We start from the raw sequence: 15,236 nt of genomic DNA on the forward strand, positions 1-15,236 counted from the left end.
GCGGCGGCGGAGGCGGCGGCGGCGGGGGCGGGGGCGGGGGCGGCGGCGGCGGAGGCGGCGGCGGCGGAGGCGGCGGAGGCGGCGGCGCGGTGGGCGGCGGCGCGGTGGGCGGCGGCGGCGGCGGCGCGGTGGGCGGCGGCTTATAAATCGCTCGCTGAAACCCTCTTCAAGCTTATCGACGCGGAGCTGCCCACGTGATTTACACGTCGCGTTCGCCAATTTTGGACGGCAGGGGCTACACCCCTGCCGTCAACGCGGGCCTGCCCCGCCGGCATCAGCGCTCCCGCCGCAAGGGGACGCGCACGCCCCAGGGCGTACTCTATTGCGGTCGCCCGACCATTCGCGGCAACCCGTTCAACTGGAAACGCGTCGGCGGACACGCGCGCAGCGTCGGCCTCTACGACGCCTGGCTGCACCGCCGCCTCGGCGCGCTGACCCTCGGCCGCATCGGCTACTGCCCCGCCGAGATCGACGCCCTCTTCCGCTGGCGCCACAAGCTGGAGGCGCACCTGCCCCAGCTCGTCGGCGTCGACCTGCAATGCTGGTGCCCGCTCACCAGCCGCTGGTGCCACGTTGATCCGCTGATCGCCTATGTCGCTCGCTTCTACGGCGGGCGGGTCGCGGCATGACCACCCACATGCCTGACATTCAATCCCTCATAGAGCGCGTGGAAGCGGCGACGGGGCCGTCCTACGAACTGGACTGCGCCATCTGGGATGCGGTCTATCCCGGCGAGCGACAAGCCCGCTTCGATGCGCTGACCGCCAAGGGGCAGCCCTATCATCGCCGCCTCGGCCCTGCCGATATGGACGGCTATGTGAAACCACTTCGTTCGTTCACCACCTCCCTCGACGCTGCGATGACGCTGGTGCCGGACGATTGCATATGGCTCCGGCTCGGCCCTGGCACCATGACTGTCTCGCGGCCCGATCCAAACGAAAAGCGTTGGGCGAAGCACTTTGAAGCCACCGCCGCCACCCCCGCCCTCGCTCTCGTCGCCGCCGCCCTCCGCTCCCGCGCTCAAGGGGAGAGGTGATGGCGCGCGATCTAGACATTTCCGGCTTGCAATCACGCATCGCCGAGGCTCGCCGGTTGCGCCGCATGTCGCTCGACGACGTTGCCAAGGTCAGCGGCCTGACCAAATCGCACGTGTGGGAACTCGAAAAGGGGCGCTCCCGAAATCCGACCGTCCGCGCGGTGTGGAGCCTCGCCCGCGCGCTTACCGTGTCGCCATCGTGGCTGCTCGGCCTCAGCACGGAAACCGTATCCGGCGACCCTCTCGCGCTTGAGGTCGCGGCGCTGATCGAACTTCGCCTGCAAGAGCGCGCCACCCCCACCAAAGGAGATCAGCATGGCTGACACTCACGATCTTATTCGTACCAGCCCGAAAGGGCCGGGGCAGAAATTTGTCGGGCGCTGCATCAAGTGCGGCATCGACAATCTCACCTTCAGCGACATGGACGGGGAATGCGTCAACCCCGCTGGCCTCGATTCCGGCGACGCCCTGACGCTCGCCCTACAGCTTACCGAGGGAGGCGATCATGACTGAACCGATGAAGCCGAGCGTGACGCAGGCGTTAGAGCGCGAAGAGCGGTATATCGTCATCAAGCGCAAGCATCTCGAAGAGGAGCAGGAGCGCGGCCTTCGTATGATGCTCGGATTGAACGGCATCAAACTGATCGACGCCGTTGTCGTCGAAGCCGACTGGCCCGAATACGAACCGGTCTGGAAGATGATCGAAGATCGTGTCGCGGGTCGCCCCGCCAGCGATACGGCTGGGGATGCGCTGCGGGAGGGGTTGTGGCGCACCATCGACAGCGCGCCGCAGACCGGCGAGACGATCCTGGCGATTTGCGCCTCGGCCTACACGCCTACCGCCTTCGATACCTGGTGGCAGGATGGCTGGACGCATTACAGCCGCCCCGAGGACAAGTGGCACGGTGGCGTGGGCAAATGGTTCCCGACGCACTGGATGCCTCGGGAGGCCTATATCGCCGCCCTATCCCAACCCTCCCCGGATGAGGGGGCTTGTCGGTGCGACGCTTGCGGTCAGGCAAATCCGGTATGGTTCGCACCAAGCCCTCTCTGGAATCTCGTCGTCGGCGGCCCCGACGCCACGGACGATCCCGGAGGCATCGTCTGCCCGATCTGCTTCATCGAGAAAGCCGAAGCGGCAGGCATCATGCCATCGGACGGCGCGTGGCTGCTGACCAATGAAGCACCCTCCCCGGGTGAGGGGGCGCATGACAAGATCGCAACCAGCATTTGCCAGACCGTAGCTGAAATCCCCGACCGATCGTCACCAGATGATCAGCCCGATATGATGCTGGTGACGGCCGACGAGCTTCACACGATCGTTACCTGCGCGCTCGAAAACGACGCAGAATTGAACCCCGTTCCCTCCCCGGATGATAGCTTGGGAAGGTTGAGGGAGGCGCTTGAGCCGTTCGCGGCGGTCCTCGACGAATACGACCCTCCCGATGAGGACGATGCCACGCCAGCGACCTTAGTTGTCGGCAGCGTCACCGATTACTCGCTCGACCTCGGCGACTTCCGCGCCGCCCGCGAAGCCCTCGCCCTCTCCAATTCCAAAGGGAGCCGGGGCGAATGACCTTCGCCGCCCGCCCCGATATCTGCACCGCTGCGCTCTGGCCATGCTGCCGTTGCTCGCGCTGCCGCTCGCTTCCCCCCGCATCCGGCGCTTTCACGGCCGCGCCGGACGCCGCCGCCGCCCGATCGTCAGGCCCCTTTCCGTTGGGCGGCGGCACACCCTCTCCGTCCATCGGCGCTCTTGCAGTCGCGCCGCTGGACCCACCTGTCGCCGCCCGGCGCCCCTTGCGTGAATGTAGGCCGGGCGGCGACCTTTTCGGAGATGCGGAATGATCGAGCCATTCGACATCGTCGCCGGCGGCGAGGCCATCGCCGACGAACAGGCCCATGCGCTCCAGACGGGCACGCTCAACGCCATCATCGGCCATCGCATCGGCCAGATCGCAAAGGGGCACACCCAGGCGGTCGACGACGCGACCAGCTATGACCTGATGATCGGCAAGGTCGGGCTCCACTTCATGCAGCCGATCCGCCACCGCACTCGCGACAATGCGTCGTCGCACGAACTGCTCGGCGCCGCCCGCGCCGCCGAAAAGCTGGCCGCCTTTTGCTGGGCGCTAGCCGACAAGGCCCGCCGCGATGCCGCGCGCAAAGCCGCGATCGAACAAGCTCAACAGGAGGATAAGCTATGAGCCTGCCAGCCAAGAATACGTCGGCCGATGCCCTTCGCAAGCTGCTCAAGACGAACAAGGTGCGCCATGCCGGTGCGATCTGGCGGGGCGGCGCCAGCGGGCCGCCCCAGCGCACCGGGATCGGACTGACCTTGAGCAACGGGACGCATCTGCGCGTGACCGACAAGACGTTTACCGACGTTATCGGTCCCATTGTCGAAACCGCGAACGATCATAGCATCCGGGACGAAGCGCCTATCTTCGTTCACGGCCCGCGCGGTTGCGGCAAGACCCGCAACGCACGCTGGATCGCCGAAACCTTCGGCCGCGATATGGCTGACATCGTTGATGGATGGACGCCGGGCGACCCGATTCGGGGCGGCGATGTCTACCTGTGCATCGAACCGCCCCGGCAGGAGGACGCGCCTCGCGCGGTCATCGTGCCGTTCGACCGCCTGGGCCAGGCGCAGGACATCGCCGTCCCGCCCGTTTCTCCTTTCACCTGCGGGACGCACCACGTCCAGGCACAAGCCGTTCTCTCCCTGCTCGAAACCGGCCTTCGCATCGGCAATCAGATCGACAGCGAAGCAATCGAATTGCTGGACAGGATGGTGGACATCGCCGGCCTCAATTTTGCTCTTCGCCTGCTCCGTCGGCCCGTCACCGATGACGAAGTGCCGTTCTGATGGTGGCGTCGCTCGAATCCATCAAGCGTCGCGCGACCCGGATGAAGAAGGCCGCGCTCGCACCGCTCAAGCACGCCCACGCTCTGGAAGCGAGCGCCCGCGCCGAAGGCTTCAACAGCTACGCGCACGCTCGGGCCTTCCTGCTCGGCCGCACCGACAAGGGGCCGAACGAGCAAACCTGATTCGGGCATCCCGCCCGAAGGCGGGCGGTGCAACGTGATACCGCCGCCCGCCGAATTTTCACCAGCAAAAGGAAAAGACCATGGCCGAAGCCACCACCAGCGACGAACAGCTCCGCCTCTACATCGAGCGGATTGAGCGCCTTGAGGAAGAAAAGAAGGGTATCGCCGACGACATCCGCGACGTCTATCTGGAATCGAACTCGCAGGGCTACGAACCCAAGATGATGCGCGAGATCATCCGCCTGCGCAAAATGCCCGTCCACGATCGCAAGGAGTTCGAGGCGATCCTCGACGTCTACAAATCAGCGCTGGGGATCGAATGATGGCGGTCCTCATCACCGACGTTCAGTTCGATCAGATGCTTCGGACAGCGCTCGAAGCGCACGTCGAGGCGGAGACGGAGAAGGCGATAACAGCCGCCAAGGAAAAGCTGGATCAGGCTCTGCGGAAGGGGCTGGCGGCGCTCGTGATGACGCTGGTCAAGAGCTATACTGTGACTTTCGATCAGCGCGAAATCGTCATCACCGTGAAGAACGAGGCGAAGCTCTGATGTGCAACGCCTGCGGCAACCTCTGCTGCGGCAGCGACATGTTCGGTGGGTGCGGATGCGACCATTGCGACGATCCCGAATGCTGGTCGACCTGCGACGTCTGCGACCTGCCGGACGACCTCTGCCAATGCTTCGGCGATCACGACGATTGCGGCCCCGACATCGAGCATGTCGGGCGCCGCGATCGGCCCGAGTTCCTGGGCTGATCGCCGCCCAGCCTTGACACCGCGCCCCTCGCGGGCGCAGCCAGCCACCGGAGCGATGGAGTCCGACCGATGACAAAGAAACGCCCCGATCATATCGTCTTCGTCGATGGGCGACGACTGACCCTTTCGGACAGCGACGACACCATCCGATCGCTTGCCGGCGGCGGATGGGACTCGGGCGAGGTCGACGACCTTGTCGAAACGCGCCGTCTGATCGAGGCGCGTGGCGGCCCACGCGATGCCGCGGCCGCGCTCGGCATCGACCCGCGCACCATGCAGCGCATCTATTCGGGCAAGCGCCATTGCAGCCCCACGCTGCGCCGCCGCCTCGCCGAAGCGGGGGTGGGCGACCATGGCCAGGCGTAAGCGCACCGCCGACCGGCCGGGCAAAATCCGCTACTTCGACTATTGGGAACAGGCCGACGGCACGATCCGCTATCGCTGGATCGCCTCTCCGCGCCTGCGCCGCCTCGGATGGCAGAGTATCGACCTGGGGACCGACAAGGCGGCGGCGATGACCATGGCCATCGCCCGCAACGAAACCGTCGCGGCGGCCGACGAAGCGCGCAAGCTGTCGGTGATGGGCATCAACGGCGCGGCGCCCCCGGCACGCAAGCTGCCGCGCCGCATGACGCTCGCCGACCTGATCCACGAATTTCGGATCGTGATGATGCAGCGCCACGCGCTCGACGAGGCGCACGAGGAACATCTGACGAAGAAGACCGTCGACCAATACAACTCGCAGATGAACTGGCTGGGCGCCTGGGGCGGCACCACCTTCCTCGACGAGATCAGCGTCGAGGTGTGCAAGGACCTGCGCACCCTGCTCGTGAACGGCGCCAGCGCGTGGAACACGGCCGCGCGCCTGCGGATGCTGCGCCAGCTGCTCGGCTTCGCTGCCAGCAAGACGCGGGGCTGGATCCGCGAAAACCCGATGGATGGCGAGGAAGTCACGATCCCGACCCCCAAATCGCGCACCAAGCGCGCGTCGATCGAGGCGATCGAATGGCTCGCCGACTTCGCTCGCAGTTTCAGGGGAAAGGATCGCACCGGCGTCGAGCGCCTCGGCGGCGCCAATCTGGAGCTGGCCGTGCTGCTGGGCTTCTACTCGACCCAGCGCGAGGGCGACCTGCTCGCCGCCACCCGCATGAACTGGCGGCCGATCGAGGACATCGACGATTATGACCGCGCGACACTCACACTCGGCGGCAACGGCGTCGTCTATGGCCTGCGCATCTTCCAGCAAAAGACCCGCAAGTGGGTGACATGCTTCCTCCCGCCGCATGTCGCCGAAAGGCTCGATGCGCTGATCGACTCGCGCGGCGCTGGCTGGGATGGCCCCCTGCTCCAGAATGACGACCCGGACTCGAAGCGCCGCCATATCCCCGATCACGAATTTCAGCGCATCTATCGCGCGATGCGCGACGGGGCCGAGGCCAAGGCGCGCGCCGACGGCGACGCCTGGCTGGCCGACGAGCTGCACAAGCTGCAATATCGCGACATGCGCCGGTCGGGCATGTGCTGGATGCGCGACATGGGTTCCACCGTCCCGCAGATCGCCAGCATCAGCGGCCACAAGATCGAATATACGATGAAGATTCTCGATACCTATATGCCCGGCGACCCCCGCGCCAGCGCCGCCGGCCTCGCCAGCGCCCTGCGCACCCGTGCCGCGCGCCCGAAAAAGGAGAAAAAGGGGTGAGCGCCAAGAAAATGATCGAACGGCTGATCGACGCGTATGCGGACGCACGAGGCTGCGGGCAAACTCCATTGTCCTGGACCATCAACGAGGCTGCGGAGATCGAGCTACGAATGGACGAAAGGGTCTGGCGCTCCATGGGTCCGAACCAGACGATCAGCGATATGACAGTCTGCGATCTCCCGCTGTCGATCGGTGACGACGGCAGCGACGCGCCGTTCTACGCGCTTAAGGTTGCCGAGGGCCCCGATTTCGTGCCGCAATTAGACGAACCGTCGCACGAGTCGTCCGACGATCGTCACTGAGTGACGCTCTGTGACGTCACACCATCGTCACACAATCCCCCTTGACCCGCAGAAAACAGCCGCTTATTGGCGCCCGCTCCTGCCCCGTCGTCTAATGGTAAGACTACGGATTCTGATTCCGTCTATCGAGGTTCGAATCCTCGCGGGGCATCCATCGCAAATGCTGCATGATCGAATGCTCGGCCCGCTGCGAAATCGGGCGTCGCGGTCGCCATGGGAATCTCCTGCCGGTGCGGAGGTTCAGGCGGGCACCACGCGGACCGGAATCGATTTGGCCGCTGGCGTGCCGCTCATCCGGTCGTAATGGTCGAGCGGCAGCAGCGGATTGAGTTCGGGGTAATAGCCTGCGACCGCGCCGCGCGGCATCGGATAGTCGATGATCGTGAGCGCATCGACCCGCCGCCGAACCCCGTTGGTGCTGATCGTTTCGAGCGCGACGGTCGCGCCCTTTTCCAGCCCGCGCGCGATGCGGTCGTCCGCGTTCATGAACAGGATCATGCGATCGTTGTAGACGCCGCGATAGCGGTCGCTGTAGCTGTAGATTGTCGTGTTGAACTGATCGTGCGAACGCACCGTCGCCAGCCTCAGCATCGCGGGGTCGTCGACCCGCGCGTCGACTTCCAGACCCGGCAGCAGCAGGAAATTCGCCTTGCCGTTCGGGGTCGGCCAGACCAGCCGCCGCGGCGGGATGTCGAGATGGAATCCCTTCGGGTCCCGGATCCGCGCCGGGAAGTCGGCGTAGATTTCGGGATAGACGTCGGCGATCCGGTCACGGATGAGGCCATAGTCGTGGATATAGGATTCCCAGGGAATCCGGCTGTCGGGAAGCGTCGCCATCGCGATGCGGCAGACGATCTCCACCTCGGACTTCAGATGTTCGCTCGCGGGCTCCAGCACGCCGCGCGACGCCGTGACGTTCGACATCGAATCCTCGATCGTGACGAACTGCTCGCCCGCCGCCGTCTCGATCCGTTCGGAGCGTGCGATCACCGGCAGGATGAGCGCGTCGCGGCCATGGACGAGGTGGCCGCGGTTGAGCTTGGTGGCGATGCCGACGGTCAGCGCCAGCCCGCGCATCGCCGAATAGGCCAGATCGGTATCGGGCACGGCGCGGACAAAATTGCCGCCCATGCCGATGAAGACCTTCGCGGTGCCCTTCAGCATCGCCTCCACCGATTCGACGGTGTGGTGCCCATGCTCGCGCGGGGGTTCGAACCCGAAGACATCGCGCACGCGGTCGAGATAGGCCTGCGAGGGCCTTTCGTTGATGCCGACGGTCCGGTCGCCCTGGACGTTGGAATGGCCGCGGATGGGGGAGATTCCGGCGCCCGGCCGCCCGAAATTGCCCTTGAGGAGAAGGATGTTCGCGACCTGCTGGACGAGCTGCGAACCCAGTTGATGCTGAGTCAGTCCCATGCCGTAGCAGATGATGGTCGCCTTCGAGCGGATGTAGATTTCGGCGCATCGCCGGATCTGGGCTTCCTCGACGCCGGAATGGGCGACGATGTCGGCCCAGTCGAGCGCCATCACCTCGTCGCGCACCGCCTCCAGGCCCGACGTATGCTCGGCGATGAAGGCGTGGTCGAGGACCGGCTCGCCCTGCGCCTCGCGCTCGAACATGACCTTCATCATGCCCTTGAGTATCGCCAGATCGCCGCCGATTCGGACGTGGACGAATTCGCTGGCGATCGGCGTCGAACCGAATGTGGCCATCTGGACGACGTCCTGCGGCTCGGTGAACTTGATGAGCGCGCGTTCGGGCATCGGATTGATCGCCACGATCGGGATGCCGCGTTTGCGCGCCTCGACCAGATTGGTCATCATGCGCGGCGAATTGGTGCCGGTATTCTGTCCGATGATGAAGATCGCCTCGGCATGCTCGAAATCCTCGAGCACGACCGTGCCCTTGCCGACCCCGATGGACGGCGGCAGGCCCCGGCTCGTCGGCTCGTGGCACATGTTCGAGCAGTCGGGAAAATTGTTGGTGCCGAACTGGCGCACGAAGATGGAATAAAGGAAGGCGGCCTCGTTGGGCGTTCGGCCGGACGTATAGAATTCCGCTTCATGCGGGCTGTCGAGCGCGCGCAGATGCTCGCCGATCAGCGCGAAGGCCTCGTCCCATGGGCAGGGCACATATCTGTCGCTCGCCGGATCGTACCGCATCGGCTCGGTGAGGCGTCCCTGCATTTCGAGCCAATAGTCGGATTTCTCCATGAGCGCGGTGACGCTGTGTTCGGCGAAGAACTCGCGCGTCACCCGGAACTTCGTGGCCTCATGCGCCAGCGCCTTCGCGCCGTTTTCGCAGAATTCCAGCGTCTTCTTGCAGTCGGCGTCGGGAAAGGCGCAGCTCGGGCATTTGAAGCCGCCCGGTTGATTCATGGCGAGCAACGCGCGCGACCCCTTGGTGACGACGCTCTGTTCGAGGAGCACCTTGGCGGTCGCCGCGGCCGCGCCCCAGCCTCCGGCCGGGCGGTCGTAGGGCTTGTAGCGCGGAGTGTCGTCAGCCATGATCAGCCATGTCCCATATGTCGGGGCAACTAAGCACGTCGGGCGCTCCTTTTCCACCGGCTATCGCATCCCGGTCTCGTGCGAGAATGGGGAAGCTGCGGCCCCGCGCGCGCCGAACCACGGCCGGTCCGCCAGACGATGCGTGAACGAGGTACGACGATCTTGCCCGAATTACGGACCATCGAACTTGCGGTGCGCCGGATCGGCCTGGCCGATCCGGGCGATTCCGAACTGCGGCGCAGCATTGCGATCGAGATGCCCGTCTCGATCGAGATATGCGGAATCGGCTATGCGGTCATGATGGCGACGCCGTCCGATCTGCGGGATTACGCCCTCGGTTTCGCGCTCAGCGAGGGCATGATCGAGCGGATCGACCAGATCCTTTCGGTCGATGTTCACGCAGTCGAAGGGGGGATGGTCGCCCGCATCGCCTTGCCCGCCGAACATGCCGACCGGGCCTTCGATCGCGCGCGGCTGCGCGTCACCGAAAGCAGTTGCGGCATCTGCGGGATGGAGAATATCGCCCAGGTCCTGAGGCCGCTGCCCGAGGTGAAGGCGCGGATCGCGACCGATCGCGGCGCGATCGCCCGCGCGCTGGCGGCGCTGCACGATCATCAGCCGCTGGGGCAGGCCACGGGCGCGGTGCACGCCGCGGCATTCTGTACGCCCGACGGCGCGATCCTGCGCGCCCGCGAGGATGTCGGGCGGCACAATGCGCTCGACAAGCTGATCGGGGCGCTCGCCGGCGAAGGCATCGACCCCGGCACCGGTTTCATCCTGCTCACCGCGCGTTGCAGCTACGAGCTGGTGGAAAAAACCGTTCGCGCCGGCTGCCCGGTGCTGGTCACCATCTCTGCGCCGACCAGCCTCGCGGTCGAACGCGCGGCGAAGGCGGGCCTGACGCTGGTCGCGCTCGCGCGGCCGGACGCGGCGCTCGTCGTCTGCGACCGTCACGGCAATATCGGATGACGATGCCGGAATCCGTCAGCCTCAAGCCCCTTCGGTGGAATTCGGAAAGGCCAGACGAGCCTTCAGGCCCCCGAGCGGACTGTTGGCGAGGATCAGCTTTCCGCCCATCGTGGCCATGGCGCGGTCGGCGGCCGCGAGGCCGAGACCGGCGCCGCCGGGCCGTTGCGCTGCTCCGACCTCCAGACGCCGGAACGGCAGCACGGCTTCCGCGCGCAGCTCGGGGGCAATGCCGGGTCCGTCGTCGTCGATGTCGATCGCTATGGCTTCGGGGTCGGTGTGCATCGATACGTCGATCCGCCGCGCATGACGGCGGGCGTTGTCGATCAGGTTGGTGATCGCGCGCTTCATCGCCACCGGCCTCGCCATCGTCTCGAACCTGTCTGGCCCCTGATAGCGGATGTCGGCCCCCAGATCCGCGGCCGTGTCCACCGCGGTCGTCACGATGGCCGCAAGGTCGACGAGCCGGGGCGCTTCCTCATCGCCGCTGCGGAAATAGGATAGCGTCGACCCGATGAAATGTTCCATCTCGCGAAGGTCCACGGCCATCGCTTCGCGCGTCTCGGGGTCGTCGATCAGCGATGCGCGCAGATGCAGGCGCTGGATCGGCGTGCGCAGGTCGTGCGACACGGCGATCAGCGATTGCGTATGATCGTCCATCGTCCGGATCAGCCGCGCCTGCATCGCGGAAAAGGCGGCGGCGACGCGGCGGACCTCGGGCGGCCCGTCGATGCGGAAGGCGCCGGTGCGGCCGTGCCCCGTCGCGTCCGCGGCTTCGGCGAGATCGCGCAGCGGTCGAATGAGCGCGCGAACCATCAGAACCGCGACCAGCAGCACGCTCAGCGTCAGCAGCAGGTGCATCGCGACGACCATGTTCGGACGCGGCGGGGCGCCCAGAAAGGGGCTGATGCGAAATGTCACGAACGAGCCGTCGGCAAGACGGCGCGCGCCGAGAAGGTCGCGCCGCCCCGGCGCGGTGGAGGGAATCAGGGTCAGCCGCAACTCGCCCGCGGCCAGGCTCGGCTCGCTGCGGGTCATCCGGTCGCGCATCGCGCCGAGCCGGACCGGCGCCGCGCCGATGTCGGTGATCACGGTCCGCGCCACCCAGTTGAGCGTCATGCCGTCGCCGGCGAGCGCATGCATCGCACGCCCCCGGTCGGGCACCGGCGCGGCGACCGCGACACGCTCCGCCTCGACCAGCCGCGCGGCGATGCGGCGAACCTGGTCCGCCGAAACGAGTTCGGGTTCCTGCCAGCGGTGCAGCGCGATGTTGCCGAGCAGTTCGAGCAGCAGCGCCGCCGCCACGACGAGCGCGATCCGCCCGACCATCCCCATCGATCGCAGGTGCCGCATCGCCATCGTCAGTCGGCGCGGACGTCGACCGCGAGCATGTAGCCGCCGCCGCGGATCGTGCGGATGATCGGCCGCGATTTCCGTCCGTCCCCCAGCTTGCGGCGCAGGCGGCTGATCAGCACGTCGATGCTGCGGTCGTTCGGCGTGCCGATCCGGCTGCGCGTCATCTCGATCAGCCGCTCGCGGCCGATCATGCGCTGCGGATGGCGCAGGAGCGCCAGCAGCAGTTCATGCTCCGCCGCGGTCAGCTCGACCTCCGCGCCCGACGGCGAAATCAGCTCGCAGCGCCGCGAATGATAGCGCCAGCCGGCGAAGTCGAATTGCTCCGGCGCCGGAATGTCGAGCGGCACGTGCGGGTCGCTGACGCGGCGCAGCACCGCGCGCACGCGTGCAAGGACCTCCGCCCGGCCGAACGGCTTGGCGATATAGTCGTCGGCGCCCATGTCCAGGCCCGTGACGCGGTCGCTTTCCTGCCCGCGGGCGCTGATCATGATGATCGGGACTTGGCTGCGCGCCCGCACCATGCGGCAGATGTCGAGGCCGCTTTCGCCCGGCAGCATGATGTCGAGCAGGACCAGATCGACCGGACGCTCGGTCATGGCGGCCTCCAGTTCGCGGCCGTCGGCGGCGCCGGTCACGTCGTAGCCGCATTCGCGCAGGATGCGGGCGAGCAGCGTGCGGACGCCCGCATCGTCGTCGACGATGACGATGTGGTGCGCGATAGCCGGTATCCGGACCGGCCGGTCGCCTGGCGCCAATTGTAACAAAGTGTTGCTCCTGCCTGTCATTCGCGCATTCCGGATTGACCGGACGCCCGCTTGGCATCAGGTCGCGCCCCGACATTCTTGCTAATTATTCGCAATATCGGGGGAATACAATGACCACTATTGTTCGCGCTCGCACGCTCCGCCTCGGCGAAGGCGCAGCCCTGTCCGTTCTGGCCGCGCTGATCGCCGTTCCGGCCTGCGCGGTCGAGGCGGACGATCAGTCCGACGCCATCGTCGTCACCGCGGCGGGCTTCGAGCAGAAGATCACCGATGCGCCCGCCAGCATCACCGTGGTGACCGAGGCGGAGCTGCGCCAGCGTCCCTACATCACGCTGATCGACGCGGTGCGCGACATCGAGGGGGTCGACGTCGGCGAGACGTCGGACAAGACCGGGCAGCGGACGATCAGCATCCGTGGCATGGGGTCCGACTATACGCTGATCATGATCGACGGTCGGCGTCAGAACAATCATGGCGACATCTACCCCAACAGCTTCGGCGGCAACCAGTTCAATCATATTCCGCCGCTCGACGCCATCGAACGGATCGAGGTCATTCGCGGTCCCGCCTCGACGCTCTATGGCGCCGACGCGCTGGGCGGGGTGATCAACATCATCACCAAGAAGGTTCTCGATCGCTGGAGCGGGTCGGCGACGATCGGCCGCAGCATCCAGGAGGATACGGCCTTCGGCGACGACATGACGTTCGACGCCAATCTCAGCGGCCCGGTGGTGCCCGGCGTCATCGGCCTGAAGCTGCGCGGCTCGATCTACAAGCGCTATCCGTCCGAGCCCGATTTCGCGCCGGCGGTCGACCCGGCCGGCGTATCGCACGTTCGCGGCCTGGGTTTCGGTACCGGCGGCAAGACGGTGAAGAACACCAACCGCAGCTATGGCGGCTCGATCAGCTTCACTCCGTCGCCCGACCACAGCTTCGTCTTCGACATCGATTATTCGAAGCAGGTCTATGACAACACGCCGATCGTCAATCCCGGCACCGGCGCGATCACCTATCCGCTCGGGACGCTCGACGGGATCGAGAGCATCTGGCGCGCGAGCGGCGGCGTCGTGCAGCCGCGCGTCGGCTATACCGAAGAACAGGTCTTCGACCGGCTCAACTGGGCCGTCACGCATCATGGCGACTGGGGCTTCGCGCGCAGCTTCGTCTCGCTCGCCTATGTGAAGACGAACAACAAGGGCCGCACCATGCCCTTCTCGGTCGCCGAGCGCCTGCTGCTGCAACAGATGTACAGCGGGACCGGCGCCTATGCCGGGCTGACGACTGCGCAGCGCCGCGCGCTTGCCGAATCCACCTTCCTGCCGCGCCCGCTTCGCACGCTGGAAAGTGCGCAATATACGCTCGACGCGCGCGTCGACATCCCGGTCGAGAATTTCGCCGGCCGGCATCATTTCGTGATCGGCGGCCAATATATCGACGGGGCGCTCGACGACGGGGTCTTCGGCCTCGAAGCATCGGTCGGCGGGATCGACGCCGTGCAGGACCACAAGATCTGGTCGCTGTTCGCCGAGGACAACTGGACCATCGTCGACGGGTTCACGGTCACCGGCGGGCTGCGCTACGACGACCATAATCTGTTCGGAGGGCATCTCAGCCCGCGCCTCTATGCCAACTTCGAGATCAACCCGACCCTGACGCTGAAGGGCGGGGTCAGCACGGGCTACAAGACGCCCAAGACCACCGATCTCTACGACGGCATTCGCGGTTTCGGCAGCCAGGGCACCAGTCCCTTCATCGGCAACCCCGATCTGAAGCCCGAGACCAGCGTCAACAGCGAGATCGCGCTCTACTGGAACCCGTCACCGCACAGCGGCATCAACGTCACGCTGTTCCACAACAAGTTCAAGGACAAGATCGCTTCGACAGTTGTCCAACCCTGCGCGGTGACCAATTTCGTGCGGCCCTGCGCCAATCTCGGCGACTATTGGGCCGTGCTGGGGCTCGGCGGCACGATCAGCGTGCCGATCAACATCGACAAGGCGCGCATCAAGGGCGCCGAGGTGGCGGGGCGCTACCAGTTCTTCCCCGGCCTCTCGATCCGCGCCAACTACACCTATACCGACAGCAAGCAGTTGACCGGCAATTCTGCGGGGCAGCCGCTGACCCAGACGGCAAAGCATATGGCCAATGCGACGCTCGACTGGCAGGTAGCGGATGGCCTGTCGGCGCAGCTTTCAGCCGAGCATCGCTCGCGTCGATATCGTGGTCTTGATGGGAGCGGCAATCATCTTTTCTACAAGAGCTATCAGGTGCTGAATCTGGGTGCGCAATATCGCATCAACGATCACCTGACCTTCGCCGCGCGCGTCAACAACCTGCTGGATCAGGACTTCCGCGCCTATGATGTCGATTTCGGTGTCCCGGATCCGGTGAGCGGTGCCTACTCGCCGACCTACGTTGATCACTACAACAACAAGGACAAGGCGCGCAGCTACTGGGTGAGCCTGAACGCGCGCTTCTAGGACAAGGGGGCCAGGTCCCCGTCGAGAGCAAGGCGAACGCTCCGCCGGTCGGCCGATTCCTTCCTGGGGATCGATCGACCGGCGGTTCTTGTTTGGGGCGTGCTCGTCCTTGAACGAAACATCTTCGTGTCCCCGCCTCCGCGGGAGCGCATGGTTGTCCGCCGTAACGATCACTCCTCGCTTTCGCGCTGGACCCGGAAGTCATTCAGTTCGCAGACCGCATCCGTGAGCAGGGTCCGCCCACCGATGCTTGGAGCGCAAGAAGCTCCGATTCCCGAACCACCCCCAATCCCCGATCGCGACGAATTCCCG

General features: G+C 65.9%; 20 protein-coding genes and 1 tRNA gene. 18 read left to right on the plus strand and 3 right to left on the minus strand.

The window, feature by feature from the left end; genetic code table 11:
* The 16 genes from ABS88_RS00005 to ABS88_RS00080 form a co-directional block, all read left to right on the plus strand.
* A partial coding sequence (locus tag ABS88_RS00005) for a hypothetical protein (RefSeq protein WP_286748589.1) occupies positions 1 to 198 on the plus strand: 198 nt, incomplete at its 5' end.
* Complete coding sequence (locus tag ABS88_RS00010; protein ID WP_286748590.1) at positions 195 to 629, plus strand: DUF4326 domain-containing protein; 435 nt, start codon at positions 195 to 197, stop codon at positions 627 to 629. The genes ABS88_RS00005 and ABS88_RS00010, both read left to right, overlap by 4 nt.
* Complete coding sequence (locus ABS88_RS00015) at positions 626 to 1,036, plus strand: hypothetical protein (protein ID WP_286748591.1); 411 nt, start codon at positions 626 to 628, stop codon at positions 1,034 to 1,036. The genes ABS88_RS00010 and ABS88_RS00015 overlap by 4 nt, the downstream gene beginning before the upstream one ends.
* Entirely contained in the window at positions 1,036 to 1,359 is a 324-nt protein-coding gene (locus ABS88_RS00020; RefSeq protein WP_286748592.1) for a helix-turn-helix domain-containing protein, read from the plus strand. The genes ABS88_RS00015 and ABS88_RS00020 overlap by 1 nt, the downstream gene beginning before the upstream one ends.
* Positions 1,352 to 1,549: a hypothetical protein gene (locus ABS88_RS00025; RefSeq protein WP_286748594.1), complete on the plus strand. Its 198-nt coding sequence runs from the start codon at positions 1,352 to 1,354 to the stop codon at positions 1,547 to 1,549. Before ABS88_RS00020 ends, ABS88_RS00025 begins: the two co-directional genes overlap by 8 nt.
* On the plus strand, positions 1,542 to 2,612 hold the full coding sequence (locus ABS88_RS00030; RefSeq protein WP_286748595.1) for a hypothetical protein: 1,071 nt from the start codon (positions 1,542 to 1,544) through the stop codon (positions 2,610 to 2,612). The genes ABS88_RS00025 and ABS88_RS00030 overlap by 8 nt, the downstream gene beginning before the upstream one ends.
* A 268-nt stretch (positions 2,613 to 2,880) precedes the next feature.
* Positions 2,881 to 3,243: a hypothetical protein gene (locus ABS88_RS00035; protein WP_286748598.1), complete on the plus strand. Its 363-nt coding sequence runs from the start codon at positions 2,881 to 2,883 to the stop codon at positions 3,241 to 3,243.
* Positions 3,240 to 3,908, plus strand: a complete 669-nt coding sequence (locus ABS88_RS00040) for a hypothetical protein (protein WP_286748601.1) — start codon at positions 3,240 to 3,242, stop codon at positions 3,906 to 3,908. The genes ABS88_RS00035 and ABS88_RS00040 overlap by 4 nt, the downstream gene beginning before the upstream one ends.
* A complete protein-coding gene (locus ABS88_RS00045) occupies positions 3,908 to 4,090 on the plus strand; it encodes a hypothetical protein (RefSeq protein ID WP_286748602.1) in 183 nt (60 codons plus the stop codon). Before ABS88_RS00040 ends, ABS88_RS00045 begins: the two co-directional genes overlap by 1 nt.
* An 80-nt stretch (positions 4,091 to 4,170) precedes the next feature.
* On the plus strand, positions 4,171 to 4,413 hold the full coding sequence (locus ABS88_RS00050; protein ID WP_286748603.1) for a DUF2312 domain-containing protein: 243 nt from the start codon (positions 4,171 to 4,173) through the stop codon (positions 4,411 to 4,413).
* Complete coding sequence (locus ABS88_RS00055) at positions 4,413 to 4,640, plus strand: hypothetical protein (RefSeq protein WP_286748605.1); 228 nt, start codon at positions 4,413 to 4,415, stop codon at positions 4,638 to 4,640. The genes ABS88_RS00050 and ABS88_RS00055 overlap by 1 nt, the downstream gene beginning before the upstream one ends.
* Positions 4,640 to 4,846 carry a hypothetical protein gene (locus ABS88_RS00060; protein WP_286748606.1) on the plus strand — a complete coding sequence of 69 codons (207 nt, stop codon included), beginning with the start codon at positions 4,640 to 4,642 and terminating at the stop codon, positions 4,844 to 4,846. Before ABS88_RS00055 ends, ABS88_RS00060 begins: the two co-directional genes overlap by 1 nt.
* 69 nt (positions 4,847 to 4,915) lie before the next feature.
* Positions 4,916 to 5,212 carry a hypothetical protein gene (locus ABS88_RS00065; protein ID WP_286748607.1) on the plus strand — a complete coding sequence of 99 codons (297 nt, stop codon included), beginning with the start codon at positions 4,916 to 4,918 and terminating at the stop codon, positions 5,210 to 5,212.
* Positions 5,199 to 6,548 (plus strand): site-specific integrase, encoded by a 1,350-nt coding sequence (locus ABS88_RS00070; RefSeq protein WP_286748608.1) that lies wholly within the window; start codon positions 5,199 to 5,201, stop codon positions 6,546 to 6,548. The genes ABS88_RS00065 and ABS88_RS00070 overlap by 14 nt, the downstream gene beginning before the upstream one ends.
* Positions 6,545 to 6,850: a hypothetical protein gene (locus ABS88_RS00075; protein WP_286748609.1), complete on the plus strand. Its 306-nt coding sequence runs from the start codon at positions 6,545 to 6,547 to the stop codon at positions 6,848 to 6,850. The genes ABS88_RS00070 and ABS88_RS00075 overlap by 4 nt, the downstream gene beginning before the upstream one ends.
* Positions 6,851 to 6,930: 80 nt before the next feature.
* A tRNA-Gln gene (locus tag ABS88_RS00080) sits at positions 6,931 to 7,004 on the plus strand.
* Positions 7,005 to 7,090: 86 nt separating this feature from the next.
* Here ABS88_RS00080 and ABS88_RS00085 read toward each other — a convergent pair.
* Positions 7,091 to 9,358, minus strand: coding sequence for an FdhF/YdeP family oxidoreductase (locus ABS88_RS00085; RefSeq protein ID WP_067186437.1), 2,268 nt, complete (start codon positions 9,356 to 9,358; stop codon positions 7,091 to 7,093).
* A 162-nt stretch (positions 9,359 to 9,520) separates the two neighbouring features.
* Between ABS88_RS00085 and fdhD the strand changes: the two genes are divergently transcribed.
* A complete protein-coding gene (gene fdhD / locus ABS88_RS00090) occupies positions 9,521 to 10,327 on the plus strand; it encodes a formate dehydrogenase accessory sulfurtransferase FdhD (protein WP_234002516.1) in 807 nt (268 codons plus the stop codon).
* A 21-nt stretch (positions 10,328 to 10,348) separates the two neighbouring features.
* On the opposite strand, the gene ABS88_RS00095 is transcribed toward fdhD, so the two are convergent.
* Positions 10,349 to 11,677 (minus strand): ATP-binding protein, encoded by a 1,329-nt coding sequence (locus tag ABS88_RS00095; protein ID WP_158682344.1) that lies wholly within the window; start codon positions 11,675 to 11,677, stop codon positions 10,349 to 10,351.
* An 8-nt stretch (positions 11,678 to 11,685) separates the two neighbouring features.
* Complete coding sequence (locus ABS88_RS00100) at positions 11,686 to 12,444, minus strand: response regulator transcription factor (protein WP_286748612.1); 759 nt, start codon at positions 12,442 to 12,444, stop codon at positions 11,686 to 11,688.
* A gap of 110 nt (positions 12,445 to 12,554) precedes the next feature.
* Here ABS88_RS00100 and ABS88_RS00105 point away from each other — a divergent pair, with 110 nt between their 5' ends.
* Positions 12,555 to 14,924 (plus strand): TonB-dependent receptor domain-containing protein, encoded by a 2,370-nt coding sequence (locus tag ABS88_RS00105; RefSeq protein ID WP_067186430.1) that lies wholly within the window; start codon positions 12,555 to 12,557, stop codon positions 14,922 to 14,924.
* Positions 14,925 to 15,236 lie beyond the last annotated feature (312 nt).

Source organism: Sphingopyxis sp. SCN 67-31 (assembly GCF_001725095.1).

Excerpts from the sequence above, each read along its gene's own strand:
- ABS88_RS00015 (WP_286748591.1), top strand. The coding sequence starts at position 626 with ATGACCACCCACATGCCTGACATTCAATCCCTCATAGAGCGCGTGGAA.
- ABS88_RS00020 (WP_286748592.1), top strand. The coding sequence starts at position 1,036 with ATGGCGCGCGATCTAGACATTTCCGGCTTGCAATCACGCATCGCCGAG.
- ABS88_RS00025 (WP_286748594.1), top strand. The coding sequence starts at position 1,352 with ATGGCTGACACTCACGATCTTATTCGTACCAGCCCGAAAGGGCCGGGG.
- ABS88_RS00030 (WP_286748595.1), top strand. The coding sequence starts at position 1,542 with ATGACTGAACCGATGAAGCCGAGCGTGACGCAGGCGTTAGAGCGCGAA.
- ABS88_RS00035 (WP_286748598.1), top strand. The coding sequence starts at position 2,881 with ATGATCGAGCCATTCGACATCGTCGCCGGCGGCGAGGCCATCGCCGAC.
- ABS88_RS00040 (WP_286748601.1), top strand. The coding sequence starts at position 3,240 with ATGAGCCTGCCAGCCAAGAATACGTCGGCCGATGCCCTTCGCAAGCTG.
- ABS88_RS00045 (WP_286748602.1), top strand. The coding sequence starts at position 3,908 with ATGGTGGCGTCGCTCGAATCCATCAAGCGTCGCGCGACCCGGATGAAG.
- ABS88_RS00050 (WP_286748603.1), top strand. The coding sequence starts at position 4,171 with ATGGCCGAAGCCACCACCAGCGACGAACAGCTCCGCCTCTACATCGAG.
- ABS88_RS00055 (WP_286748605.1), top strand. The coding sequence starts at position 4,413 with ATGGCGGTCCTCATCACCGACGTTCAGTTCGATCAGATGCTTCGGACA.
- ABS88_RS00060 (WP_286748606.1), top strand. The coding sequence starts at position 4,640 with ATGTGCAACGCCTGCGGCAACCTCTGCTGCGGCAGCGACATGTTCGGT.
- ABS88_RS00065 (WP_286748607.1), top strand. The coding sequence starts at position 4,916 with ATGACAAAGAAACGCCCCGATCATATCGTCTTCGTCGATGGGCGACGA.
- ABS88_RS00070 (WP_286748608.1), top strand. The coding sequence starts at position 5,199 with ATGGCCAGGCGTAAGCGCACCGCCGACCGGCCGGGCAAAATCCGCTAC.
- ABS88_RS00085 (WP_067186437.1), bottom strand. The coding sequence starts at position 9,358 with ATGGCTGACGACACTCCGCGCTACAAGCCCTACGACCGCCCGGCCGGA.
- ABS88_RS00095 (WP_158682344.1), bottom strand. The coding sequence starts at position 11,677 with ATGCGGCACCTGCGATCGATGGGGATGGTCGGGCGGATCGCGCTCGTC.
- ABS88_RS00105 (WP_067186430.1), top strand. The coding sequence starts at position 12,555 with ATGACCACTATTGTTCGCGCTCGCACGCTCCGCCTCGGCGAAGGCGCA.